Source organism: Streptomyces sp. G5(2025), assembly GCF_049542075.1.
Classification (GTDB): domain Bacteria; phylum Actinomycetota; class Actinomycetes; order Streptomycetales; family Streptomycetaceae; genus Streptomyces.
The window spans coordinates 1,411,092-1,436,118 of sequence record NZ_JBMUZT010000002.1 but is presented as its reverse complement, the minus strand read 5'-3'; the positions used below and the strand labels follow the sequence as shown (position 1 = coordinate 1,436,118).

The 25,027-nt window shown below is 71.1% G+C and carries 19 protein-coding genes and 3 pseudogenes; 16 read left to right on the top strand and 6 right to left on the bottom strand.

Annotated features, from left to right (window positions below):
* Positions 1-55: 55 nt before the first annotated feature.
* Complete coding sequence (gene treZ, locus ACOBQB_RS06850) at positions 56-1,801, bottom strand: malto-oligosyltrehalose trehalohydrolase (RefSeq protein WP_423589589.1); 1,746 nt, start codon at positions 1,799-1,801, stop codon at positions 56-58.
* Positions 1,802-1,970: 169 nt separating this feature from the next.
* Between treZ and ACOBQB_RS06845 the strand changes: the two genes are divergently transcribed.
* Complete coding sequence (locus ACOBQB_RS06845; RefSeq protein WP_423589588.1) at positions 1,971-2,522, top strand: FHA domain-containing protein; 552 nt, start codon at positions 1,971-1,973, stop codon at positions 2,520-2,522.
* 347 nt (positions 2,523-2,869) lie between these two features.
* On the opposite strand, the pseudogene treY reads toward ACOBQB_RS06845, so the two are convergent.
* A pseudogene (treY, locus tag ACOBQB_RS06840) lies at positions 2,870-5,376 on the bottom strand (malto-oligosyltrehalose synthase).
* Between the two features lie 81 nt (positions 5,377-5,457).
* Between treY and ACOBQB_RS06835 the strand changes: the two are divergent.
* Positions 5,458-6,747, top strand: a complete 1,290-nt coding sequence (locus tag ACOBQB_RS06835) for an MFS transporter (RefSeq protein WP_423589586.1) — start codon at positions 5,458-5,460, stop codon at positions 6,745-6,747.
* A 55-nt stretch (positions 6,748-6,802) separates the two neighbouring features.
* Here ACOBQB_RS06835 and glgX read toward each other — a convergent pair.
* A pseudogene (gene glgX / locus ACOBQB_RS06830) lies at positions 6,803-8,910 on the bottom strand (glycogen debranching protein GlgX).
* 157 nt (positions 8,911-9,067) lie between these two features.
* Here glgX and ACOBQB_RS06825 point away from each other — a divergent pair.
* The 4 genes from ACOBQB_RS06825 (at position 9,068) to ACOBQB_RS06810 (ending at position 13,439) form a co-directional block, all read left to right on the top strand.
* Entirely contained in the window at positions 9,068-9,859 is a 792-nt protein-coding gene (locus ACOBQB_RS06825; protein WP_423589585.1) for a Tat pathway signal sequence domain protein, read from the top strand.
* A gap of 90 nt (positions 9,860-9,949) precedes the next feature.
* Positions 9,950-11,260 (top strand): copper amine oxidase, encoded by a 1,311-nt coding sequence (locus ACOBQB_RS06820; protein ID WP_423589583.1) that lies wholly within the window; start codon positions 9,950-9,952, stop codon positions 11,258-11,260.
* A gap of 103 nt (positions 11,261-11,363) precedes the next feature.
* A complete protein-coding gene (locus tag ACOBQB_RS06815; RefSeq protein WP_423589582.1) occupies positions 11,364-12,614 on the top strand; it encodes an SAV2148 family HEPN domain-containing protein in 1,251 nt (416 codons plus the stop codon).
* A gap of 114 nt (positions 12,615-12,728) precedes the next feature.
* Positions 12,729-13,439: a 3'-5' exonuclease gene (locus ACOBQB_RS06810; RefSeq protein ID WP_423589580.1), complete on the top strand. Its 711-nt coding sequence runs from the start codon at positions 12,729-12,731 to the stop codon at positions 13,437-13,439.
* Positions 13,440-13,443: 4 nt separating this feature from the next.
* Here ACOBQB_RS06810 and ACOBQB_RS06805 read toward each other — a convergent pair whose 3' ends face one another.
* Positions 13,444-14,307 (bottom strand): phosphotransferase enzyme family protein, encoded by an 864-nt coding sequence (locus ACOBQB_RS06805; RefSeq protein WP_423589578.1) that lies wholly within the window; start codon positions 14,305-14,307, stop codon positions 13,444-13,446.
* 180 nt (positions 14,308-14,487) lie between these two features.
* Between ACOBQB_RS06805 and ACOBQB_RS06800 the strand changes: the two genes are divergently transcribed.
* Genes ACOBQB_RS06800 through ACOBQB_RS06790 form a run of 3 tightly spaced genes read left to right on the top strand, consistent with a single transcriptional unit; the run spans position 14,488 to position 17,557 of the window.
* Positions 14,488-15,411, top strand: a complete 924-nt coding sequence (locus ACOBQB_RS06800; protein WP_423589576.1) for a carbohydrate ABC transporter permease — start codon at positions 14,488-14,490, stop codon at positions 15,409-15,411.
* Positions 15,408-16,244 (top strand): carbohydrate ABC transporter permease, encoded by an 837-nt coding sequence (locus ACOBQB_RS06795; protein WP_423589574.1) that lies wholly within the window; start codon positions 15,408-15,410, stop codon positions 16,242-16,244. Before ACOBQB_RS06800 ends, ACOBQB_RS06795 begins: the two co-directional genes overlap by 4 nt.
* The gene (locus ACOBQB_RS06790) at positions 16,244-17,557 is read left to right on the top strand and encodes an ABC transporter substrate-binding protein (RefSeq protein WP_423589573.1); all 1,314 of its coding nucleotides are present in this window, start codon (positions 16,244-16,246) and stop codon (positions 17,555-17,557) included. The genes ACOBQB_RS06795 and ACOBQB_RS06790 overlap by 1 nt, the downstream gene beginning before the upstream one ends.
* A 66-nt stretch (positions 17,558-17,623) precedes the next feature.
* Here the strand turns inward: ACOBQB_RS06790 and ACOBQB_RS06785 are convergent, their stop codons facing one another.
* Positions 17,624-18,715 carry a hypothetical protein gene (locus ACOBQB_RS06785; protein WP_423589571.1) on the bottom strand — a complete coding sequence of 364 codons (1,092 nt, stop codon included), beginning with the start codon at positions 18,713-18,715 and terminating at the stop codon, positions 17,624-17,626.
* 170 nt (positions 18,716-18,885) lie between these two features.
* Between ACOBQB_RS06785 and ACOBQB_RS06780 the strand changes: the two genes are divergently transcribed.
* From ACOBQB_RS06780 to ACOBQB_RS06750, 7 genes and pseudogenes are all read left to right on the top strand, one after another.
* Positions 18,886-19,287 (top strand): MarR family winged helix-turn-helix transcriptional regulator, encoded by a 402-nt coding sequence (locus tag ACOBQB_RS06780; RefSeq protein ID WP_423590454.1) that lies wholly within the window; start codon positions 18,886-18,888, stop codon positions 19,285-19,287.
* A 44-nt stretch (positions 19,288-19,331) separates the two neighbouring features.
* Positions 19,332-20,564: a macrolide-inactivating glycosyltransferase gene (gene mgt, locus ACOBQB_RS06775; RefSeq protein WP_423589569.1), complete on the top strand. Its 1,233-nt coding sequence runs from the start codon at positions 19,332-19,334 to the stop codon at positions 20,562-20,564.
* A 190-nt stretch (positions 20,565-20,754) separates the two neighbouring features.
* Entirely contained in the window at positions 20,755-21,747 is a 993-nt protein-coding gene (locus ACOBQB_RS06770; protein WP_423589567.1) for a CDP-alcohol phosphatidyltransferase family protein, read from the top strand.
* Positions 21,748-22,009: 262 nt separating this feature from the next.
* The gene (locus ACOBQB_RS06765) at positions 22,010-23,218 is read left to right on the top strand and encodes a S8 family serine peptidase (RefSeq protein WP_423589565.1); all 1,209 of its coding nucleotides are present in this window, start codon (positions 22,010-22,012) and stop codon (positions 23,216-23,218) included.
* A gap of 73 nt (positions 23,219-23,291) precedes the next feature.
* The gene (locus ACOBQB_RS06760; RefSeq protein WP_423589563.1) at positions 23,292-23,843 is read left to right on the top strand and encodes a DUF1697 domain-containing protein; all 552 of its coding nucleotides are present in this window, start codon (positions 23,292-23,294) and stop codon (positions 23,841-23,843) included.
* Positions 23,836-24,204, top strand: a complete 369-nt coding sequence (locus ACOBQB_RS06755; RefSeq protein WP_423589561.1) for a DUF4440 domain-containing protein — start codon at positions 23,836-23,838, stop codon at positions 24,202-24,204. The genes ACOBQB_RS06760 and ACOBQB_RS06755 overlap by 8 nt, the downstream gene beginning before the upstream one ends.
* Positions 24,205-24,314: 110 nt before the next feature.
* Positions 24,315-24,475, top strand: a pseudogene (locus ACOBQB_RS06750) (disulfide bond formation protein DsbA); the annotation flags it as partial.
* Between the two features lie 21 nt (positions 24,476-24,496).
* Here the strand turns inward: ACOBQB_RS06750 and ACOBQB_RS06745 are convergent.
* On the bottom strand, positions 24,497-25,027 hold the full coding sequence (locus tag ACOBQB_RS06745) for a GNAT family N-acetyltransferase (protein ID WP_423589559.1): 531 nt from the start codon (positions 25,025-25,027) through the stop codon (positions 24,497-24,499).

The following is a 25,027-nucleotide window of genomic DNA, read 5'->3' as shown; positions in this document are numbered from 1 at the left end:
TGTCCCTCCCCCTGACGGATCCCTTGAGGGGCCCTCTCGACGGGCCCGCCGTGCCCTACGCGACGCCCACGACGGCGCACGACTCCGCGGGCAACCGCAGCACGCCATGTGCGTCCGGCGGCGCGACGGCCTCCCAGGCGGCGAGGATACGCGCGTGATTGTGGCCCAGCGGTACGGCCGCGGGCTCCTTGCCGAGGTTCACGGCGATCTTCAGGTCCCCGCGCCGGAACGCGAACCAGCGCGCGTCCTCGTCGTACGCGACCCGCACCGCCGCCAGGTCGGGGTCCATCAGGTCGGCGCGGGCGCGGCGCAGGGAGATCAGCTCGCGGTGCCAGGCCAGCAGGCGCGCGTGGTGGCCCGAATCCGGCTGCGACCAGTCCAGACAGGACCGCTCACGCGTGGCCGCGTCCTGCGGGTCCGGAATGTCCTCCTCCGCCCACCCGTGTTCCGCGAACTCCCGCCGCCTGCCCCGCCGTACGGCCTCGGCGAGCTCGGGGTCGGTGTGATCGGTGAAGAACTGCCAGGGCGTCGTGGCCCCCCACTCCTCACCCATGAACAGCATCGGCGTGAAGGGGCCCATGAGCGTGAGCGCCGCCGCGCAGGCGAGCAGACCGGGGGTCAGGGACGCGGAGAGCCGGTCCCCCTGGGCGCGGTTGCCGATCTGGTCGTGGGTCTGGGCGTAGCCGAGGAAGCGGTGGGCGGGTGTCCGCGCGCGGTCCACCGGGCGGCCGTGGCAGCGGCCCCGGAACGACGAGTACGTCCCGTCGTGGAAGAAGCCGCGCGTCATCGTCTTGCCGAGCGCGGCCAGCGGAGCCCGCGCGAAATCCGCGTAATAGCCCTGCGACTCGCCGGTGAGCGCGGTGTGCAGCGCGTGATGGAAGTCGTCGTTCCACTGCGCGTGCAGGCCAAGGCCACCCCGCGCGCGCGGGGTGACGACCCGGGGATCACCGAGGTCGGACTCGCCGATCAGGGACAGCGGCCTGTCCAGCCTCTCGGCCAACATGTCGACGGCCGTGGCCAGTTCTTCCAGGAAGTGGAGCGCCCGCGTGTCGCGCAGCGCGTGCACCGCGTCGAGCCGCAGCCCGTCCAGGCGGTAGTCGCGCAGCCAGGCCAGCGCGCTGCCGATCAGATACGCGCGTACCTCGTCCGAACCCGGCGCGTCCAGATTCACGGCCGCGCCCCACGGCGTCTGATGCCTCTCCGTGAAGTACGGACCGAACGCGGGCAGGTAGTTGCCCGAGGGGCCGAGGTGGTTGTGGACGACGTCCAGGACCACGCCGAGACCGTGGCCGTGCGCCGCGTCGACAAATCTCTTCAGCGCCTCGGGACCGCCGTACGCCTCGTGCACCGCCCACAGCGACACCCCCTCGTACCCCCAGCCGTGCCGCCCGGGGAAGGGGCACAACGGCATCAACTCCACATGCGTCACGCCGAGCTGGGCGAGATGCCCGAGCCGGGCCGCCGCCGCGTCGAGCGTGCCCTCGCGCGTGAAGGTTCCCACGTGCAGTTCGTACAGCACCGCCTCCCGCACGCCGCGCCCGGCCCACGGCTCCCGCCACACGTACCGGTCGTGGTCGACGACCGCGCTGAGCCCGTCCGGGCCGTCCGGCTGGCGCCGCGCACGCGGGTCGGGCAGGACAGGGCCGCCGTCCAGCGAGAACCCGTACCGCGTGCCGTCCTGCGCCGCGGCGTCCCCGGTCCACCAGCCCGCGCGCTCACCGTCGCGCTCCAGCGCCCGCGTGGCGCCCGCGCACTCCAGCGTGACCTGCCCGGCCTCCGGCGCCCACACTTCGAACCTCACCGACGTGCCCCCTCGTCCGCTGTCCGCCTGTCTCGCCACACTCGCACTCGCACCCGCACCCCATGGTGCGTCAGAAGTGGTCGGTCCGTGGGCGGAAGTGATCGATCGGCTCCCGCCCCGCCCCCGCCCATTCTGGACACCTGGGCCGGGGTTGCCCGACAATCCATGGGTGACATCCTCTTTCGAGTTCTCCACGTACCCCGCGCGGGTGACGGACGCCGAGCGCGACCGGGCGCTGGACGCACTCAAGGAGGGCGCGGCCGTCGGCAGGCTCTCGCACGACACGTTCGTGCGGCGCATGGAGCTCGCGCTCGCCGCCCGCAAGCCCGACGAGCTGGCCGCCCTCACCGCCGACCTGCGGACCGAGGGCCGCTGGTCGCGCATGGTGCTCGGCGGTGTGGGCGCGGTCTCCGGATTCACCATGAAACTGCGCAGGGCCTGGCAGGCCGAGCGGCTGCCGAAACTGCTGCTGCCCTCGCCCGACAGCCCGTACCCGCTGCGGATAGGCCGCGACCCCGCCAACGGCCTGCGGCTCAGCCACGACACGGTCTCCCGCGTCCACGCCGAGCTGCGCCGCCAGGGTGGCATGTGGGTGCTGCGCGACCTCGGCTCCACCAACGGCACGACGGTGAACGGCCGCAGGGTGACCGGCGCGGCCCTCGTCCAGGACGGCGACCTGGTGAGCTTCGGCCGGATGGCTTTCCGCCTCGCCGTCAGCTGACACGGACCGGGCCGCGGCCTCCGCGCGCGTGGTGCTGATCGCCGTGCGTGGCTGGTGTGCGGCCGGGTGCCGCGACGGTACGACGGTGTGCGGCCGGGGTCCGCCGCGCTCGCGTGCTTGGCCGGGCGGGGTTCCGCTGCCTCGCGGTCGCCTGAGCCCGGCCCCCGCCTCCATGGTCTGCCGCCTCGCCATCATCTGGGCCCCGCCCCATGGCTTTCCGCCTCGTCGGCAGCTGAACCCAGCCGGGGAGGCCTGCCGGCCACCGGCCGGGTCCCCGCCGTACGCGCGCGTGGCGGGCGCCGCGCCGGGCGCCCGCCACTGTCGCGGTGCCCGGACCGCCCCGTCCCTCAGACCGCCGCCCCGCGCCCCGCAGCCCCCTCCCGGACCCGCTCCAGCAGCGCCACCGGCGACTCGGCGAAGAGCTCCGCCACCCGCGCGCGCCCCTCGAACTCCCGCCCATCGGCTCCCCGGCCGGGCGCGAGCAGATCCACCCACCGTCCCGCCGGTAGCGGAAGCTCCGTCTCCCGCCAGCCCCCTCGCTTCCCTCGACCCCTTCTCCCTCGTCGTCACTGCCCTCTGTCAGCCGCAACGACAACCGCGTCACCGCCACCACGACCTCCCCGCCCCGCGCGTACGCCACACAGTGCGCGGCCCCCGGCCCCTCGGCCGCCAGCGGCTCGTACGCCCCGGCGTCCCCGAACAGCTCCGGGCGCCGCCTCCGCAGCCGCAGCGCCACCGCCGTGAGCGCCAGTTTCTCCTCCGACAGGTCACAGGGCTCCCGGCGCGTGTCGAGCCGCTCCAGGACGTGCGGCTGGAAGCGCGCGGGCCGCCGGTTGTCCGGATCGACCAGGGCGCGGTACTCACCCTCCGTCCCCTGGTAGAGGTCGGGTACTCCCGGCATGGTCAGCTGTAGGAGCGCCGCCCCCAGGATGTTCGCCCGTACATGGGGCGCCACTTCCCGTGCGAACGACGCCACCTCGTACAACGGCGGCCCGCACGGCCCGGCCTCCATGAAGGCGCCCACCGCCTTCTCATAGGCCTCGTTCGGCTCGGTCCAGCCGGTGTGCAGGCCCGCCTCCCGCACATGCTTCAGGAGCGCGTCCTGCAACCGCGTGTCATAGGGGAAGCCGAAACCGACCGCCGTCTGCCAGGCCGCCCACGCCAGCTGCTGATCAGGCGCGCACACCCCGCCCGCGCGCGCCGTCTGCTCGGTCAGCTCGACGAGGAGGTCCGCCCAGCGCCCCGGACACTGCGTCAGGACGGCGATGGCCGCCCGCACATCAGCACTGCGCTTGGTGTCATGCGTCGTCAGAACCGTGCCGGTATAAGGCCAGTCACGCTGCACGCGCGCACAGTACGCGTGGAAGGCCTCCACCGGGACCGCCGGGCGCTCGGGCGCACCCCCCACCTCCGCGGCCGACAGAACCGGAGCGTGCCGGTAGAACGCGGTGTCCTCGACGGCCTTGGCGCGCAACGCCGACGCCACCTGCGCGAACCGAGCCCGAAACCCCGCCACGGCACCGCCGGGATCACCCTCCGCCACGCCGACACGGCCCAGCGCCAGGTCCCGTACGACATCGACCGTCGCGGCCTCCTCGGGCACGGTGAAGGCGGCCTTCGCCTCCTGAGCGGCCCGCACGGTCAGCACTGTCTCCGGGGCGGCGCCCCCGGACACGTACGGCCGGTACACCGGAAGCCGCACCAGCAGCTCCCGCAACGCCGTGCGGACCGCCCACGGCGCGTGGTCGCGCAGCGCGGGATCGGCCGCGCAGATCGCCGACGCCTCGCGCGTCAGCCGGTCCACCTCGGCGGCCAGCTCCCGCGTGACCACCTTGTACGCGGCACGGCGCACCGTCGCGTCCCACTCGCCGCCCCGGTCCGCCGACGGCGCGGCGAAGCGGCGGTACTGGCCGAGCAGCTCCCCGGCGCCCGCCGGATCGACGAAGACGCCGTCGAGGTGGCGCAGCGCGTCATAGCCGGTGGTGCCCGCCACCGGCCAGGCGGCGGGCAGCTGCTCCCCGTCCGCGAGGATCTTCTCGACGACCGTCCAGCGCCCACCGGTCGCCTCGTGCAGCTTCCGCAGATACGCCCCCGGCTCCGCGAGCCCGTCCGGGTGGTCGATCCGCAGCCCCTCCACGACCCCCTCGCGCAGCAGCTGAAGGATCTTCCCGTGCGTCGCGTCGAAGACCTCCGGGTCCTCGACCCGCACCCCGATCAGATCCGAAATGGTGAAGAACCGGCGGTAGTTCAACTCCGTACGAGCCAGCCGCCACCAGGACAGGCGGTACCACTGCGCGTCCAGCAGTTCGGGCAGCGGCAGCTCCCCGGTGCCCTCACGGATCGGGAAGGCGTGGTCGTGGTAGCGCAGCACGTCGCCGTCGACCCGCAGCGCCGTCAGCTCGTCCCCGAGCCTGCCCCCGAGGAACGGCAGCAGGACACGCCCGCCGCCCGCCTCCCAGTCGATGTCGAACCAACGCGCGTACGGCGACCCGGGGCCCTCGCGCAACACCTCCCACAGCGCCCTGTTGTGCCGCGGCGCCGCCGCCATGTGGTTCGGCACGATGTCCACGACCAGGCCGAGCCCGGCCTCCCGGGCGGCGCGCGCCAGGGACCGCAGCCCGTCCTCACCGCCCAGTTCGTCCCGCACGCGCGCGTGGTCCACCACGTCGTAGCCGTGCGTCGACCCGGGCACCGCCTCAAGGACCGGCGACAGATGCAGGTGCGAGACGCCGAGCGAGGCGAGGTAGGGGACGGCCGCCTCCGCGGCGGCGAAGGGGAACTCCGGCTGGAGCTGGAGCCGGTACGTGGCGGTCGGCGAAGGCGGCACCGCGGGCCTGGAATGCTCTGGCGTCATGCGAAAGTACGTACCCGCCTCACGGGCTTTCGTGTCATCCGCTCCTCCATGTCCACGCGACGGCGTCGCTAGCGTCGGACGATGGCTCACAGCACGCGGGAAAGCACGCGCGACAGCACGCGCGACAGCACGCGCGACGCGTATCGCACAGTGCTCGGCATGACCGGGGCGGTGCTGCCCGTCATCTCGTTCTTCGGCAGGCTGCCCGTGGCCATGATCCAGTTCGGCAGCGTGCTCCTGGTCACCGAGACCAGCGGTTCACTGGCCACCGGCGGCGTGGTCGCCTGCGCGCTCGCGCTCGGCCAGGTCACCCTCGGGCCGTACGTCGGCCGCCTCGCTGACCGGCACGGCCAGCGCACCGTCGTGCTCGCCTTCTCGCTCGTCAACGCCGTCGCGATCGCCGCGTACACCGCGGGAGCCGTCGCGGACCTGCCCACGCCCGCCCTCGTCGCCCTGGGCGTGCTCGCCGGCGCGACGATCCCCGGCATCGGCCCGCTGTCCAGGGCCCGCGTCGTCCCGCTGATCCGCGCCAAGGGCGGCGACGACCGGCTCGCGAACACCGTGCTGTCCCTGGAGAGCACCATGGACGAGCTCTCTTTCGTGCTCGGCCCCGCCCTCGTGGGTCTTGCGGCCGTCGCGGGCCACCCGGCGTACGCGTTCGCCGCGGCGGCGCTCCTGGTCGCCGTCTGCGGGACGGGCTTCGCCCTGCACCCGACGGGACGCACCGCCGAGCGCGACGCCCCGCGGGAACCGGCACGCGCGCGTGGGGCGGCGGTCCGGCCCCGGCTGCCGCGTTCGGTGTACGTGGTGCGGCTCGGCCTCGTCTTCCTCGGCGTGCTGCTCGGCGCCTGCGGGGCGGGCATCACGGCCCTGACGCAGGAGCTGGGGCAGCCGGGCCAGGCCGGGCTCGTCTACGCGGCGATGGGCGTCATGAGCGCCGTGGTGGGGCTCTCCATGGCCGCGCTGCCCGAACGCTTCGGGCTGCTCGCGCGCTGGCGGGTGGCGACGGCCGCCGCCGCTCTCCTGTCGCTGCCCCTGGTGTGGACGGACAGCCTGGTGGGCCTCTACGTAGTGGTCACCTTGTTCGGCGCGATCTACGCCCCGAACCTCATCACGGGCTTCGCGCTGACGGAGCGCGCCGTGCCGACGGAACGGCTCGCGGAGGGCATGACGTTCGCGGCGAGCGCGTTCGTCGGCGGCCAGGCGGTGACGCTGGCCGTGGCGGGGCGCCTGGCGGAGGCGCACGGCGCGGGGGCCGCCTTCGCCCTCGGCAGCTGCGCCGCGGCCGTCGCCTTCGTCATCGCCCTCGTCGCCCGCCACGAGAAGCCCGCCGAGACACCCGAAGAGAGCCCCGCGGGGGCGGCGGCCTGAGCCACCGCCCCCGGGGACAGCGTTTGAGCCACCGCCCCGGGGGACGGCGCCCGTGTCACGCCGGGCGGCGCAGCACCGCCAGGCTCCGGTCGGTCAGCGTCAGCCGGTCCCCGGCCCGCACCTTCGGCCCCGCTCCCTCCGGCACGCCCTCCGGACGCGCCGTGTCGACGACCACCTGCCACTGGCGGCCGTGGTTGACCGGCACCACGAACTCCAGCGGTTCCGGGGACGCGTTGAACAGCAGCAGGAACGAGTCGTCGGAGATCCGCTCACCGCGCGGCCCCGGCTCCGAGATGGCGTTGCCGTTCATGAACACCGTCAGCGCCCGCATGTGCGAGGCGTTCCAGTCGCTGTCCTCCATCTCGTCGCCCGCCGGGGTGAACCAGGCGATGTCGGACAGTTCGTCGCGTGTGCCCTGCACCGGCCGGCCGTGGAAGAACCGGCGCCTGCGGAAAACCGGATGGTCGCGCCGCAGCATCGCCATCGCGCGTGTGAACTCCAGGACCGAACTCTCGCCGTCCGGCCAGCGCACCCACGCCACTTCGTTGTCCTGGCAGTACGCGTTGTTGTTGCCGCCCTGCGTCCGCGCGAACTCGTCGCCGTGGCTGATCATCGGCACGCCCTGGGAGAGCATCAGCGTGGCGATGAAGTTCCGCATCTGCCGCTCGCGCAGGGCGAGTACGGCCGGATCGTCCGTCTCGCCCTCGGCGCCGCAGTTCCACGAGCGGTTGTGGCTCTCCCCGTCGTTGTTGCCCTCGCCGTTGGCCTCGTTGTGCTTCTCGTTGTACGAGACGAGGTCGCGCAGCGTGAAACCGTCGTGGCAGGTGGTGAAGTTGATGGAGGCCAGCGGGCGCCTCCCGTCGTCCTGGTAGAGGTCGGACGAGCCGGTCAGCCGGGACGCGAACTCCGCGAGGGTGCGTGGCTCCCCCGCCAAAGGTCGCGCACCGTGTCGCGGTACATGCCGTTCCACTCGGTCCACAGGGGCGGGAAGTTGCCCACCTGATAGCCGCCCTCGCCGACGTCCCAGGGCTCGGCGATCAGCTTCACCTGGCTGACCACCGGATCCTGCTGCACCAGGTCGAAGAACGACGACAGGCGGTCCACCTCGTGGAACTGGCGCGCGAGCGTCGCCGCGAGGTCGAAGCGGAAGCCGTCGACATGCATCTCCGTGACCCAGTACCGCAACGAATCCATGATCATCTGGAGGACGTGCGGCGAGCGCATCAGGAGCGAGTTGCCCGTCCCCGTGGTGTCCATGTAGTAGCGGGGGTCGTCCATGAGGCGGTAGTACGAGGCGTTGTCCAGCCCTTTGTAGGACAGGGTGGGGCCGAGGTGGTTGCCCTCGGCGGTGTGGTTGTAGACGACGTCGAGGATCACCTCGATGTTCGCCTCGTGCAGCGCCTTCACGGCCTGCTTGAACTCCAGGACCTGTTCGCCGCGGTCGCCCCAGGAGGCGTACGTGTTGTGCGGGGCGAAGAAGCCGATGGTGTTGTAGCCCCAGTAGTTGTTGAGGCCCATGTCCACCAGGCGGTGGTCGTTCACGAACTGGTGGACCGGCATCAGCTCCAGGGCGGTCACCCCCAGCTTCGTCAGGTGCTCGATGATCGCCGGATGGCCGAGCGCCGCGTACGACCCGCGCAGTTCGTCCGGGAGGTCCGGGTGCAGCATCGTCAGGCCCTTCACATGGGCCTCGTAGATCACGGTTTCGTTGTACGGGGTGCGGGGCGGGCGGTCGTCGCCCCAGTCGAAGTACGGATTGACGACCACGGACGTCATCATGTGCGGCGCCGAGTCGAGGTCGTTGCGCCTGCCGGGGTCCTCGAAGTGGTAGCCGTACACCTCCTCGCCCCAGTCGACGCGCCCGCTCACCGCGCGCGCGTACGGATCGAGCAGCAGCTTCGCGGAGTTGCAGCGGTGTCCCTGCTCCGGTGCGTAGGGGCCGTGCGCCCGCAAGCCGTACCGCTGTCCCGGCATGACGCCGGGGAGGTAGGCATGCCGCACGAACGCGTCGGACTCGCGCAGCTCGACGGCCGTCTCCGACCCGTCGTCGTGCAGGAGACACAGCTCCATGCGCTCTGCGGCCTCGGAGAAGACCGCGAAATTCGTGCCGGCTCCGTCGTACGTGGCACCTAAGGGGTACGCCTGCCCAGGCCAGACCTGCATGAATACGACTCTTTCACTAATGCCCCCTCGGGGCAGGGCCACTTTGGCCAGAGTCTCCCCGAAAGTGGAGCAACCACCCCCGAGTTGAACCCGTCTAACCGTCTGACCACATACTCGGCATGCCCATGAATGGGGCGCCAGGGGAGTAGGGGGAGCAGTGCGAGAGATAGTCAGACGCAACCTGGGGAAGGTGGTGGCGGGCGCGGCGGTCGCGGCGGCCGCCACCGCCGTACTGGTGGGCGTCAATCTGCCGGGGTCGCAGGCGGGCGAGTCGGGGGACCGCCAGGCCAACGCGGCAGCGGCGAAGCAGGACGCCGTCGCGAAGGACGGCGTCATCCAGGCCGCGCCCGAGGAGGGTGCGAAGGGCGTCGGCAGCGACCCGCTGACCGACGAGGAGATCGAGCGCGCGGAGAAGGCCTCGGTCAGCGGGCAGCTGCGCGCCAGTGCCCGGGACGTCGAGGGGGACCGCGGCCCGCAGCTGCTGTCCACGAACCTCAGCGAGCCGGACCCGACCGATGCCGGAGCCGCGGCGCCACGCCGGGCCGAAGTCGTCTACTACGACTACAAGAAGGACGCCGTCGTCACCAAGACGGTCAATCTGGAGACCGGCAAGGTGGACGACACGACCACCGCGCAGAACGTCCAGCCGCCGCCCAGCCAGGAGGAACTGGTCGAGGGCGCCAGGCTGCTGATCGCCGACCCGCTCGGCAAGGGCCTGAAGAAGGACTTCAAGCACGCCACCGGCAAGGCGCTGACCGGCCCCGGCCAGTTGCAGCTGAGCGGCATGGTCTTCCGCAAGGAGACCGTCGAGCGCGTGCCGTCCGGCCTGACCGAGTGCGGCAAGCACCGGTGCCTCCAGGTCGTCACGAAGGTCAAGAACGGCCCGTGGATCGACACCCGGTCCCTCGTCGTCGACCTGAGCACCCGCAAGGTCGGCCGCCTCGGCTGATTCCGGCCACCTGCACGGCACGGTGCCGGGCCCGACCCGCACCAGCACACCGACATCAACTTCTCCTCGTACGAGGGAGTTCATTCCGCAATGCACGTCAACAGACTTTCGCGCGCCCGCAACAAGGCCACCATGGCCGTCGCGGTCTCCGCGCTCCTCGGCGGCGCCCTGGGCGTCGCCGCCCCCGCCTCCGCCGCACCGAAGGCGCCCAACGCTCCCGCGGCGGACTGCAGTGACGCCTACAAGATCGAGCAGACCGTCGACGGCGGCACGACCTGGCGCATGTGCTGGCACTACAACACGCTCTCCGGGCTGATACTCGACAAGATCAGCTACCAGCCGAAGGGCGAGGCCAAGCCGATACCCGTCCTGACCAGCGCCCGCCTCGCCCAGGTGCACGTCCCCTACGACGACGGCGAGGCCGAGTACGACGACGTCACCGGGACCGACTTCGGCCAGGCTCTCCAGGACCTCTCGCCCGGCGAGTGCCCCGGCGGCACCATCAAGACCGTCAAGGTCCCGCACCGGGGCAACGTGAAGGGCCTGTGCACCACCACGCGCGCGCGTGGGCACGCGTACCGCCTGAACGACGACGCGAGCACCGGCGGCACCGGCAAGGTCTACACCGGCCAGGGCAAGGACCTGCTCGTCTACACGGTGAACAAGGCGTCCTGGTACGAGTACATCACCGAGTGGCGCTTCTCCTCGGACGGCACCATCACGTCCAACGTGGGCGCGACCGGCAGCCTCTCGCCGTACGACTACGACGGCGGCGACAGCCGCGGCTGGCCGATCGGCAAGGGCGACCAGGCCAAGGCCGAGAGCCACGCGCACAACGTCTTCTGGCGGCTCAACTTCGGCCTGGACGGCTCCCCGAAGGCCAAGGTCGAGCAGTACGACTCCACGGTCACCCCGCCCACCGGCCAGGGCAGCCCCACCACCAAGACCACCCGCACCAAGGTCACCAAGGAGCTGGCGGGCGACCGCAAGGACATGCGCTGGTGGCGCGTGGTCAGCGGCGCGGGCAAGAACAAGGACGGCCACCCCAGGTCGTACGAGATCGTGCCCGGCCCCAGCAACAAGCACGCCGGGCGGCCCTTCACCAAGCACGACGTGTACTTCACCCAGTACAAGAAGTGCGAGCAGTACGCGAGCAACAACATCGGCTGTCCGTCGGGCGCTCCGGCGAGCGTCGACAAGTGGGTGAACGGCCAGACCCTCACGCACCCCATCACCTGGGTGCACATCGGCTTCCACCACATCGCGCGGGACGAGGACCAGCAGCCGATGCCGGTCCACTGGCAGGGCTTCTCGCTGGCCGCGCGCGACGTCACCGCTATGAGCCCGCTCACTCCGCAGGACCTCGCGGGCCAGAACGGTCAGCCTCCCATGGGCGGTTGATGAGACACCCTGTGCATCCGGCTGCACCGTCCGCCGCTCCCGGAGTACCCTTCCTTGATCGTTGACCGGGGGAGTGGCCGGGGGAGCGGAAGGCGGTGCGCGGGTGAGCTCGGGTGGGCGGGAGCTGCCCCCTGGTGACGAGGGTCACGAGGGGAGCTCCGCGGACGTACCCGCCGGAGCGGTGTCGTTGGCACGGCCGATGGAGATGGGATCTCAGATCGGACCGGAACTGGACTGGGACACCGACGCCTGGCGCGAGGTCCGTACGCGCGCCCAGCGTGCCGGACGGGCCTACATCTGGCTGAATCTGGTGGAACAGCGGCTGCGCGCGGTCGTGGCCGCTGTTCTGCGGCCCGTGTACGAACCCGTCCACGCCGACGAGTGGGTGGTGGCCGCCGCGGGACCCGCGGGCCAGGAGTGGGTGCAGCGGGCCGTCGCCGTACGGGAAGTCAGCCGCCGCAAGGGCTATCTGCTCGACCCGGCGGACGACAACGTCCTCAGCTTCCTCACGCTGCCGCAGCTGCGCGAGCTGATGGTGCAGCACTGGCCGTGCTTCGAGCCGTACCTCGACGACCGGCGCGACGTCGAACTGGCCCTCGACGAGCTGGAGGTCACCCGGAACGTCGTCTCGCGCAACCGCGCCCTGTCCGAGGCCGTGCTCGCCCAGGCCGAGCGCGCCTCGGCCAAGCTCCTGGACATACTCGGCGCGGGGACCGACACGCCCTCCGCGCGGCGCCTGCCCGTGGACGCCGTCGAGGACCTGGTCGGCGACCGCTACGCGGACGTGGTGGCCGTGCATCCGGACCGCGTGCGGCTGCTGCGGCAGTTTCCGGCCGAGGACATCTTCGGCGGTGCCCGCCGGCTCGACGCGATCGGCATCGGCCTCAACCTCCTCGTGCAGAACTTTTCCGGGCGCCGGCTGGTGCGGCTCGCCGAGTCCGGCTGCCGGGTGCGGCTGCTCTTCCTGAACCCGGCGAGCAGCGCGGTCAAGCGCAGGGAGCGCGAGCTGGGCATCAAGAAGGGCGAGTTGAGCCGTTCCGTCGAGATGAACATCCTGCACACGCGGCGGGTCAGGGCCCGGCTGCGCGATCCCGGCGCCTTCGAGATCCAGGTCTTCGACGAGACGCCGCGCTTCACCGCGTATCTGGTGGACGGGGACGGGGCGGACGGCATCGCCGTCGTCCAGTCGTATCTGCGCAGGACTCGTGGCATGGAGGCGCCGGTGCTGGTGCTGCGGGGCGGCGGTCGCGTAGTGAGATCCGGCGATACCGGCGATATGGGAGAGAGCGGTCTTTTCTCGACATATCGCGAGGAGTTCGAGGTGGCGTGGGCGGACTCGCGGCCGGTGTCCTGAGCCACCTCCGACCCTCGGTCCGGCCCCGAAAGCGGAATGCGCTCCTCGGATTGTCAGTGGCGCATGGGATCGTGGTGGTCACTGGGGGAAAGCACCACGAAGAAGGGGGCGGCCATGGGCTGGCACCAGGAGCTGCTGATCGGTTTCGACCTGGAGACGACCGGGACGGATCCGGACGAAGCGCGCATCGTCACCGCGGCGGTGATCGAGGTCAGGGCCGGCGAGACGCTGGGGCGCCGCACCTGGCTTGCGGACCCGGGAGTACCGATCCCGGCCGACGCGGTCGCGGTTCACGGCATCACGAACGAACGCGCGGCGGCCGAGGGCAGGCCCGCCGACGCCGTGGCGGACGCGCTCGCGGAGGTCCTCGTCTCGTACTGGCAGTCGGGCGTCCCGGTCATCGCGTACAACGCGGTCTTCGACCTGAGCCTGCTCTCCGCCGAACTGAGGCGGTACGGCCTGCCCTCGCTCAGGGAGAGGCTCGGCGGCGCGGAGCCCGGCCCGGTCATCGACCCGTACACGATCGACCGCTCCGTGGACCGCTACCGCAAGGGCAAGCGGAACCTGGAGGCGGTCTGCACGGAGTACGGCGTGGTCCTGGAGGACGCCCACGACGCGGCGGCCGACGCCCAGGCCGCGGCCCGCCTCGCCTGTGCCATAGCCGACCGCCACCCCAAGGTCGCCTCCCTCGGCCCGGCGGAGCTCCACCGCCGCCAGATCGAGTGGTATGCGCAGTGGGCGGCGGACTTCCAGAACTTCCTGCGCGGGAAGGGCAATCCGGACGCGGTGGTGGACAGGGTGTGGCCCCTGAGGGCGGCGAGCTAGCCCCTCAGAAGGGGTGCCAGCGGACCGTCGCGTCACCGTCCCGCAAGGACGCGACCCGGCGGCGGAACTCGCCCAGGGCGTTGGGGTTGGCGGGCGCGTGCTGCGCGACCCACGCGCAGCTGGCGGTCTCCCGCGCCCCGCGCAGCACCGCGCACCCCTCCCACTCCCGCACGTCCCACCCATAGGCGGCGACGAACCCGTCGTACGCCTCGGGCGCGAGGCCGTACCGGTCGCGGGAGAGCGCCATGACGACCAGATCGTGTTCGCGCAGGTCGAAGGAGAAGGTCTCCAGGTCCGCGAGGACGGGACCGTCGGGACCGACCAGGACGTTGCGCGGCAGTGCGTCGCCGTGGATCGGCCCCGGCGGCAGGTGCGGAATCAGCGCGGCCGCGGCGGCGGCGAAGCCGTCCCGTCGCTCGCGCAGATAGTCCGCGTCGGACGGGTCGACGGCGTCGCCCGCGAGCCGCAGCCAGCGCTCGACGCCGCCGAGCAGTTCGCGGCGCGGCAGTGCGAAGGAGGGGGGTTCCAGGTCGTGCACGAGACGCAGCAGTGCGGCGAGGTCACGCGGTTCGGCGGGGCGCACGGCGGCCGGGAGACGGTGCCAGAGCGTGACCGGGTGGCCGTCCACGGCCTGCGGCTCGCTCTCGGCGGCCCGCACGGCGGGGACGTCCGCCCGCTCCAGCCACCGGGCCACGCCCAGCTCGCGCCGCGCCCGGTCGAGGAGCCCGGGGGCGTCGCGGCCGACCTTGACGACCAGTTCGCCGACGCCGAACACCGCGTTCTCGCCCAGCGCCAGCAACTCGGCGCCGCCTACCGGAATGGGCAGGTCCGCCGCGTCCAGTACGGCCCGCGCCCGTGCCTCGTCCATTCCCGTTCCTCCCGTTCTTCCCGCCCCCGGTGCCCCGTCCGCCGACAGTCTCGCATTCGCACAGGCCAACCACCGTGCGCGGGATGCGCAGCTGCTTGACGTAACAAGATCACATCAGCACGATGACGGGGGCCGCCAGGGCGGCCAGACCCGTACGAGCCGCCCGAAGGAGCCGATTCCGTGACATTGGCGACCGTGACGAAGCGGTCAGCGAGAGGCACGCCGGGACAGCCGCCCGCGGACCACGGCGCGTGGTTCCTCGTCCTGCCCGCGCTGATCCCGATCCTCGTCCTCAGCGTCGGCCCGCTCCTCTACGGCATCGTGCTGGCGTTCACCGACTCCCAGGCGGGCCGCACCGAGCCCACCCAGTGGATCGGCGCCCTCAACTTCCAGGACCTGCTGCACGACACGCTGTTCTGGGACTCGTTCCGCATCGGGCTGCTGTGGGCGGCCGGTGTCACCGTGCCGCAGTTCCTGCTCGCGCTCGGCCTCGCGCTGCTGCTCAACCAGAACCTGCGCTTGCGCTGGCTGGCGCGGGCGCTCGCGATCATCCCCTGGGCGATGCCCGAGGTCGTCGTCGGTATCATGTGGCGCCTCGTCTACCACCCGGACGCCGGCGTCCTGAACGAGACACTCGCCGACCTCGGCCTCGGCGACGGCAAGGACTGGCTGACCGGCACGGGCACCGCGCTCCTCGCCGTGATCGTCGTCGGCGTCTGGGCGGGCATGCCGCAGACCACCGTCGCGCTCCTCGCCGGACTCCAGAACACGCCGCGCGAGCTGCACGAGGCCGCCGCGATGGACGGCGCGGGTGCCTGGCGCCGCTTCCGCACGGTCACCTGGCCCGCGATCAAGCCGGTCGCCCTCGCCATCACGGCGCTCAACTTCATCTGGAACTTCAACTCCTTCGCCCTGGTCTACGTCCTCACCCAGGGCGGCCCCGGCGGCCGCACCCGCCTGCCCATGCTCTTCGCCTACGAGGAGGCCTTCCGCTACGGCCAGTTCGGCTACGCCGCGGCCATGGGCTGCGTGATGGTCGCCGTGATCTCCGTGATCCTCGCCTGCTACCTCGCGGGCCGGCTGAAGGGAGGCGACGAGGCATGATCCGTACGAAGAAGTCGGCGCGCGCCGCGCAGTACGCGGCGCTCGCCGCCTATCTGGTCTTCCTCGCCTTCCCGTTCCTCTGGCTGATCTCCACGGCCTTCAAGCCCGCGCGGGAACTGGGCAGCCTGCACCCCACCTGGATCCCGAAGGACCCGACGCTGGACAACTTCCGGCAGGCCTTCGACGAGCAGCCGCTCCTCCAGGCCGCCGGGAACTCCCTGATCGCGGCGCTCAGCGCGGCCCTGATCGCCGTCGTCATCGCGACCCCGATGGCGTACGTCATGGCCAGACACCGCACGCGCCTCGCGAAGGCGGCCACCGGGTGGGTGGTGATCAGCCAGGCGTTCCCGTTCGTCCTGATCATCATCCCGCTCTTCCTGATCCTGAAGAACCTCCACCTGATCAACTCCCTGCTCGGCCTGATCATGGTGTACGTGGTGTGGTCGCTGCCCTTCGCGCTGTGGATGCTCGTCGGGTACGTCCGCGCGGTCCCCGCCGAGCTGGAGGAGGCGGCGGCGGTGGACGGCGCGGGCAGGGTACGGACGTTCGTGTCGGTCGTCGCCCCGCTGCTGGCGCCCGGCGTCGTGGCCACGGCGATGTTCGCCTTCATCACCGCATGGAACGAGTTCTTCTTCGCGCTCGTCCTGCTCAAGACCCCGGAGAAGCAGACGTTGCCGGTCATCCTCAACCGCTTCATCGGCGCGGAGGGCGTCGCGGACCTCGGGCCGCTCGCCGCCGCCGCGTTCCTCGCGACCATCCCGTCGCTGGTCATCTTCGCGATCATCCAGAAGCGGATCACGGGCGGCATGCTGGCCGGGGCGGTGAAGGCCTGATGGGACGACGCGCACGGCCGCTGACCGGCCTCACCGCCACCGCGACGGCTCTCGCCCTGCTCCTGGCCGGCTGCACCGCCGACTCCGGCGACGGTGACGGCGACGACGGGAAGATCACCCTCCAGTTCCAGTCCCTGGCCTGGCAGAAGGAGTCCGTCGACGCCAACAAGGCCCTGGTCGAGGAGTGGAACGCCACTCACCCCGACGTCAAGGTCGAGTATGTCCAGGGCAGTTGGGACAGCGTCCACGACCAGCTGCTCACCTCCTTCGAGGGCGGCGAGGCGCCCGACATCATCCACGACGCCTCCGACGACCTCGCCGACTTCGCGTACGGCGGCTATCTCGCGGACCTCGGCGAGCTGCTCCCCGACCGCCTGAAGTCCGACATCCCGCGGCGCAGCTGGGAGACGACGACGTTCGGCGGCAAGGTCTACGGCGTGCCGTTCCTCCAGGAACCGCGTGTCCTGATCGCCAACGCGAAGTGGCTGAAGGATTCGGGCGTACGGATTCCCACCCCCGAAAAGCCGTGGAGCTGGGCGGAGTTCAGGGACGTCACCAAGGAGCTGGGCGACGGCGAGGACGGGAAGTACGGCGTCGCCTGGCCCCTGAAGGAACCGGTCTCCGCGACGCTGAACCTCTCCCTGTCGGCGGGCGGCCGGATGTTCAACCGCGGCGAGGACGGCAAGGTCGACGTCCGCTTCGGCAAGGCCGACGCGATCATGCCCCGCACGGTCCACGACCAGGTCAACAACGACAAGAGCGCCTCCGGCACGACCCTCGGCATGGGCGGCTCCGACACCCTGCCCGGCTTCTTCGGCGGCAAGTACGCGATGGTGCCCCTCGGCTTCTCCTACCGCCAGCAGATCGCCCAGCAGGCCCCCGAGGGCTTCGACTGGCAGGTGCTTCCCGCGCCCGCCGGGTCCGAGGGGCTCGCGCAGGGCGTCAGCCCGCAGACCCTGTCCGTCTCCGAGGACAGCCCGCACAAGAAGGAGGCGGCCGAGTTCCTCGACTTCTTCCTCCAGCCCCAGAACATGGTGAAGCTGGCGCGCGGCGACTGGATGCTGCCGACCGGCGAGAAGGCCCTGAAGGACCCCGCGCTGCACACGGAGAAGAACGACTGGGCGGTGGGCACGGCCCTCGCCGAGGACCTGCGCTCGGCCCCCGCCCAGTCGGTGCGGGGCTATCCGGAGTGGAAGGACAAGGTGGCCACCCCCGCGTTCCAGGAGTACTACAGCGGGGCGATCGGCCTCGACGAGCTGCGGAAGCGGCTGGTGAAGGACGGCAATCTGGTGCTGGCCCGGTATCAGCGCTAAGGGGCACCCGAGGTGGTCCGCAGTTCACCGGGGTGGTCCGCAGTTCACCGGGGCGGTCCGGGGTTGTCACACCCCGACCGACTCCTCCATCTCCTCCTCCTGCTCGGCCCGGCCCGCCTCGCGGGAGGCCGCGACCGGCGCCGCCGCCACGCGCCCGCGCCGCTCCCACAGCCCCGCGACACCGACGAGCAACAGCCCGAGCCCCAGCCAGCCGGCCAGCGTCCAGACGCGGGAGCCGAGGTCGTGGCCGCCGAAGTAGAGGTGGCTGCGGATGCCCTCGACGAAGCCCGCGCCGTTCCAGAACGCGTGCAGCGAGCCGAAGAAGCCGTTCTGCAGCTCGGGCCGGAACAGACCGCCCGACGTCGTGAAGTTGAGCATCACGAACAGCACCATCATCGTCAGCGTCGTCCACCGCTTGAGGAAGGTGTGGAGGCCCACGCCGATGAAGAGGACCCCGGCCGAGTAGAGCCAGCACATCGCCCACACGCCCCACAGGCCCTGGTGCGCCAGGTGGAAGATCGGGCCCGCGAGCGCCGCGCCGATCAGGCTGACGGCGAAGGAGACCCCCACGACCAGGCCCGCGCGGGCCCGCATCCGCAGCCCCGCGCCGGCGGCGCCGAGCACGGCGACCGAGGCGTACGAGCCGATGCTGACGGCGACGAGCAGGAAGAACAGGCCCTGCCCCGTGGGGTCGTCGGCGACCGGCTTCGCCACATCGGTGACCTTCAGCGGGGCGCCCTGCCCGGCCGCGACCGGCGTGAAGATCTTCTGCGCCGCCAGCGCGCTCATGTCGGACCCGGCGGAGGCCACGATCAGCTCGGGCTTCTTGGCGTCGGGCACGAAGGCCCCGGCGATGTCCAGGGACGTGAGCGCGTCGATGGCCCGCTCGCGGTCGGGGAGGGTGCGTACGTCGAGCGCGTCGCCCGCCTTGTCCTTGACGCTCTGTGCGAGGACCTGGACCTGCGGACCCGAACCGACGACGGCGACCGGCATGTCGTTCGGCTCGGGCGTGACGAAGGCGCCCATATAGGCGAGGCCCATGCCGAGGCACATGAGCAGGGGCGTCACGAGGTGGAGGAGGACATGGCGCAGGACGTCGCGCGTTCGAGGGGCGGCTGGGGCGGTGACTGCGGCTGCGGCTTCCGCGGTGGCGGACATGGGTGACTCCGGTCGGATGGTGGGCCAGAAGGGATGGTTGGTATATGCAACTCTCTCTTATGTTGTACTCTACAACCATTAAGGGAGAGGGAGAAATCGTGACCGATCGAGACACGTCCGGGCCGTGGCCCGGCACGCGGGACGATTCCATCGAGATCATCCAGCGGGAGATGACGGCCTTCGCCCGGCGGGCGCGCGCCACCGCCGCGCGGATGCACCCCGAGCTGTCGCTCGTGTCCTTCACGCTGCTCGGCCACCTGGAGCACGAGGGCGGCTGCCGGGCCACGGACCTGGCCGCGCACTACACCCTCGACAAGTCGACGATCAGCCGGCAGGTGGGGGCGCTGGAGAAGGCCGGGCTCGTCGAGCGGCGGCTCGACCCGGCCGATCACCGGGTCCATGTGCTGCACCTCACCGAGCGCGGCCACGAGGTGCTGGCGCAGGTCGGTGCCGCGCGCCGGGTGGCATTCAAGGAGCGGCTGGCGGAGTGGAGCGGGCCGGATCTGTCGAATTTCGCGGAGTACCTGCTGCGCTACAACGAAGCCGCCGGGAGCGAGCCGGAAGTCTCGTAGAAGAATGCTTGCACGAGACGTCTCGTCTCGTTTAGGGTCGGTGCATGACCACGCCTCGCCCTGCCCACGTAGCCATGTTCTCGATCGCCGCCCACGGGCACGTGAACCCGAGCCTCGAAGTCATCCGGGAGCTCGTCGCCCGCGGCCACCGCGTCACGTACGCCATTCCGCACGCCTTCGCGGCGAAGGTCGCCGAGACCGGCGCCGAGCCCAGACCCTACGAGACGACCCTGCCGTCACCGGACGACGACCCGGAGGCGTGGGGCACGGAACTGGTCGACAACCTCGAACCGTTCCTCACCGACGCGATCCAGGCCCTGCCGGAGCTGGCGCGCGCCTACGACGGCGACGAACCCGACCTCGTCCTGTACGACATCACGTCCTACCCGGCGCGCGTCCTGGCCCGCCGCTGGGGCGTCCCCGAGATCTCCCTCTCGCCGAACCTCGTCGCCTGGGACGGATACGAGGAAGAGGTGGCTGAGCCGATGCAGGCGCAGCTGAAGGCCTCCGAGCGCGGCCGGGCCTACCTGGCGCGCTTCGCGTCCTGGCTCGCGGAGAACGGCATCGCCCAGGTCCCCGACTCCTTCGTCGGTCGGCCCCCGCGCTCCCTGGTGCTGATCCCCAAGGCCCTCCAGCCGTTCGCCGACCGGGTCGACGAGGGCGTGCACACCTTCGTCGGCGCCTGCCAGGGCGAGCGGGCGGAGCAGGGGGAGTGGGAGCGGCCCGCCGGTGCGCGCAAGGTGTTGCTGGTCTCGCTCGGCTCGGCCTTCACCAAGCATCCGGGCTTCTACCGCGAGTGCGTCAAGGCCTTCGGGGACCTGCCGGGCTGGCACATGGTGCTCCAGGTCGGCAAGCACGTCGACGCGGGCGAACTGGGCGAGCTGCCCGCGAACGTGGAGGTGCACCCCTGGGTGCCGCAGTTGGCGATCCTCAAGAAGGCGGACGCGTTCATCACGCACGCCGGCGCGGGCGGCAGCCAGGAGGGCCTCGCCACCGCGACACCGATGGTGGCCGTGCCGCTGGCCACCGACCAGTTCGGCAACGCCGACATGTTGCAGGGACTCGGCGTCGCCCGGCAGCTGCCGATGGAGGAGGCGACCGCCGAGGCGTTGCGCGAGGCGGTGCTCGCGCTGGCCGACGATCCCGAAGTCGCCCGGCGGCTGGCCGGGATCCAAGCCTCGATGGCGGCGGAGGGCGGCACGCGGATGGCGGCCGGCCTCATCGAGGAGGAGCTGGCGAAGGCGCGGACCGGGCAGTCGCGACGTGACGCTCCGTAATGCCGCTCGGGGTTCCACTCATTCGATAACGCTCTGGTAACGCACCAATGTCCTGGAATGGCCATCGACTCGATTCGAAAGGTTGACCGTTACCCCCCGTGAAAGGTTGCACTCCGTAGATCTTGTTCCTTGGGCGAATCCTTCCCTAGCGTGAGATGAACTTTGGTCGAACGCCAGGAAGTTGAACCCCATGCGTCGAGATATACCGCCCCTCGCCGAGGTGCGTCGCATCACTCAGAAGAAGCGCGACGCGTGGTGGACCGTGTTGCTTGTCGACCCGGTCGCCACGCCGCTTGTGCGGTTCACCGCGATGCGTACGAGAATCACGCCCAACCAGATCACGTGGGGCGCGTTCCTTCTCGGTCTCGGCTCCGCCGCGTGCTTCGCGCTCGCCGACTGGAAGTGGCTCGCCCTCGGCGCCGTCATCTACCACCTGAGCTTCATCCTCGACTGCATGGACGGCAAGGTCGCCCGCCTCACCGGGCAGGGCTCGGTCTTCGGCGCCTGGCTCGACTTCGTCTTCGACCGCATCCGCGTCATGGTGTGCGGCGTCGCCCTGATGGGCGGCCAGTACGACCGCACAGGCGACACCCTGTACATCTGGCTCGCGCTCGCCGTGGTGGCGCTCGACACCCTGCGGTACATCAACTCGCTGGAGATCTTCAAGATCCGCCACACCATGCGCAAGCAGATCAAGTCGCGCATGCGGGCCGCGCGGCGCGCGCAGAACCAGGCGGAGCTCGCCTTCATGGAGGACCTGCTGCGGGAGAACCCCTCGGCGGACATCGAGCAGGACCTCCAGCGGGCCGCGGGCGAGGCCCCCTACGACCCGGAGGCGCCCGAGGACGCCGGTGCCGACGGGGAGGCGGCACCGGTTGCCGCCAAGCCTCAAGTCATCGATCTGCACCAGGAGTTCCGCCGGAAGTTCCCGGCCTACCTGCGGGCCCGCTCCTTCCTGCTGCGCCACCGCATCCGCGCGCACCTGGTGAGCGGCATCGAGTTCCAGATGGGCGTCTTCATGATCGGCCCGCTCTTCGACGTGGTGGTGCCCGCGACGATCGTCTCCGGCGCGCTCCTGCTCGTCTTCGAACTCGCCATCATCTACAAGCTGCTGCTCTCGACGCGGGACTTCACGCGGACCATCGACTCCTTCGAGGAGCAGAAGACGCCGGTCGCCGTCTAGCCGCGCGTGGCGCGGCGTACTTGGTGATGTCCGTTCCGTCGCGCCACAGCCGGTTTGTTATTACAGAACCTTGTTGAACAAGTCACAGCTGCATGTAGGTATTGATCTGCGCGCGTCAATCGGTCAGGGTTTCGTCCCAACACCCGGAGATCTTCCGGGCGTCAGGGGACGTCGCGACGAACTTGTCGCCGTGGCACACCTCTGACAAGACAGCTGAATACCCCCCACAACCCCCCACACAGCACTGAGGAGACCCCTCTTCATGGCAACACACAAGCGCGCCCGCACGATGAAGCTCACCGCCGCGATAGCCACCGCCGCCACCGCGGTCGGGGTCACCGTCTTCGCGACCTCCTTCGCCGGAGCGGCCACCCCCGCCGAGGGCAAGGTCTACGGCGCCGACGCCAAGGGCGCCGTCGCCGGCAGCTACATCGTGATGCTCGACGAGAAGGCGGGCAAGGACGCGAAGTCCGACCTCGCCAAGGAGTACGGCGGTGAGCTCAAGCGGAACTACTCCTCCGCGATCAACGGCTTCTCCGCCAAGGGCCTGAGCGAGACCGAGGCCAAGCGCCTGGCCGCCGACCCGGCCGTCGGCAAGGTCGTCCAGTCGAAGAAGTTCACCATCGACGCCACCCAGGACAACCCGCCGTCGTGGGGCCTGGACCGCATCGACCAGGCGGACACCGCCGCCGACAAGAAGTACACGTACCCCGACGCGGCCGGTGAGGGCGCCACCGCGTACGTCATCGACACGGGTGTCCGCGTCAGCCACAAGGACTTCGGCGGCCGCGCCGTCTCCGGCTTCGACGCCGTCGACAACGACGACAACGCCGACGACGGCAACGGCCACGGCACGCACGTCGCCGGCACCATCGCCGGTGAGTCGCACGGCGTCGCCAAGAAGGCGAAGATCGTCGCCGTCCGGGTGCTCGACGACAACGGCTCGGGCACCACCGAGCAGGTCGTCGCGGGCATCGACTGGGTCACCAAGAACCACCAGGGCCCCTCCGTCGCCAACATGAGCCTCGGCGGCGGCGCGGACGAAGCGCTCGACGCGGCCGTCCAGAAGGCGATCGCCTCGGGCGTCACCTTCGCGGTGGCCGCCGGCAACGAGTCGACCGACGCCTCCCAGGGCTCCCCGTCCCGCGTGAAGGAGGCCATCACGGTCGCCTCCTCCACCAAGGACGACAAGCAGTCGGACTTCTCCAACTACGGCTCCGTCGTGGACATCTACGCCCCCGGCTCGGACATCACGTCCGCCTGGAACACCGGCGACGACGCAACCAACACGATCTCCGGTACGTCGATGGCCACCCCGCACGTCGTCGGCGCCGCCGCCGTCTACGTCGCCGCCCACCCGGACGCCAAGCCCGCGGACGTCGCCAAGGCCCTGACCGACGGCGCCACCCCGGACAAGATCTCCAACCCGAGCGCGGGCACGCCCAACAAGCTCCTGAAGGTCGTCGAGTGACCCTCGGCACCCGCTGAGCCGCGGCCGTCGTGCCCACCCCCACGGGGCACGACGGCCGCTCTATCGTGTGCGCATGGTGAACAGGACGTATGCGGCGCTGCTGCGCGGCATCAACGTGAGCGGCCACAAGAAGGGGCCGATGGCCCAGCTGCGCGCGCTCCTGGAGGGCCTCGGGCACGGCGGCGTACAGACGTATCTGCGGAGCGGCAACGCCGTCTTCACGGCAGCCCGCGGTGACGAGCAGTCACTCGCCGCCGAGCTGCGGGCGGCGATCGAGGAGCACTTCGGCTTCGCCGTCGACGTGCTGGTGCGTGACGGCGCGTATCTGCGGGCGGTGGCGGACGCCTGTCCCTTTTCGGCCGCCGGCCTTGAGGCCAGGCAGCTCCATGTCACCTATTTCTCCGCGCCGGTCGACGCGGCCCGTTTCGCCGCCATCGGCCAAGGTGCCTTCCTGCCCGCGCAGTTCAGGCTCGGCGATCGCGTACTCTACCTGTACGCGCCCGACGGGCTCGGCCGCTCCAAGCTCGCCGAACAGCTGTCGAGACCCGGCCTGGACAAGGGCCTCGTCGCCACCACCCGCAACTGGAACACCGTCACCCGGCTCGCGGAGATGACCCGTGACTGACCGCACCCCCGCCGTCGAAGCCGCCATCGAGGGCGAACTGCGCCTCCTCGACCCGGAGGTGCGCGCCTCGCCCGCTCTCTTCGGAGAGCTGCTGCACCCCGAGTTCACCGAGTTCGGGGCCTCCGGGACGCGCTGGGACCGGAATTCGATCGTACGGGTCCTCACGGCCGCCCCCGAGCCCGCGAGCCGCCCCACGACGACCTCGCGCATGCGCGGCGTCCAGCTCGCCGACGACCTGGTGCACCTGACGTTCGACACGGACAACAACGGGCGGCGTGCGCACCGCAGTTCGCTGTGGCGGCGGACGGAGGACGGGTGGCGGCTCTGGTTCCATCAGGGGACGCCGTTCAGCGAGGCGTGAGGCCCCGGACGCGTGCGTGCGACGACCCGGCCCGCTCCTTCGCCCGGATCGCCTCCCGCTGGATTCTGGAGTCGAGCGCCGCCGCGACCCGGCGATCCGCGTGAGGGTGAGAGCTGGGCCTGCCGGAAGAGCTCGCGGCCGTGGCGGACGACGCCGCGTACGACGAGGTGCTGCGCCGCAGCCACGACGCCGGCCGGGACCGGTGCTGGCGGGACACCCGGACCTCTTCGAGCCGAAGCGCACGCGCACGGGCGGCCTCGATTTCTCCTGACCGCTTCGGGCCCCCGCCGGTTCATCCGCCGGCGGGCGGCGGCGCGGGGAGCCGGGAGGTGAGCAGCAAGGTGGTCCTGCCGTTGTCCTCGGGTATCGCACGGCCCTGCGTGTAGCCGAGGCGCTTGAGGACGGAGAGGGAGGCGGTGTTCTCCGAGTCCACGGTCGCGTGCACCTCGGCGAGCCCCAGCGACTCATGGCCGTACGAGGTCAGCAGCCGTGCCAGCTCGGTCCCGAGCCCAAGTCCCCAGCTCTCCCGGGACAGTCCGTACACGATCTCGTGGCCGTCGAGCCAGGACTCGGGGGAGGGCTTGATCTCGGCGTGCCCGACATAGCGCCCCTCGTACCGGACCGCCCAGACGGGAAAGCGCTCCTCGGCGTAGACGAGGCTGAAGATCCGCCCGAACAGCGCCCGGTCCTCGGCGGCGCTCTGCACCCCCTCCCCGAACCAGCGGCCCACGGCCTCGTCCTGGAACAGCGCGACAAAGAGCGCCTCGTCGGCGGCGACATAGGCCGAGAGCGCAAGACGTTCGGACCGCAGTTCGGGTGTCAT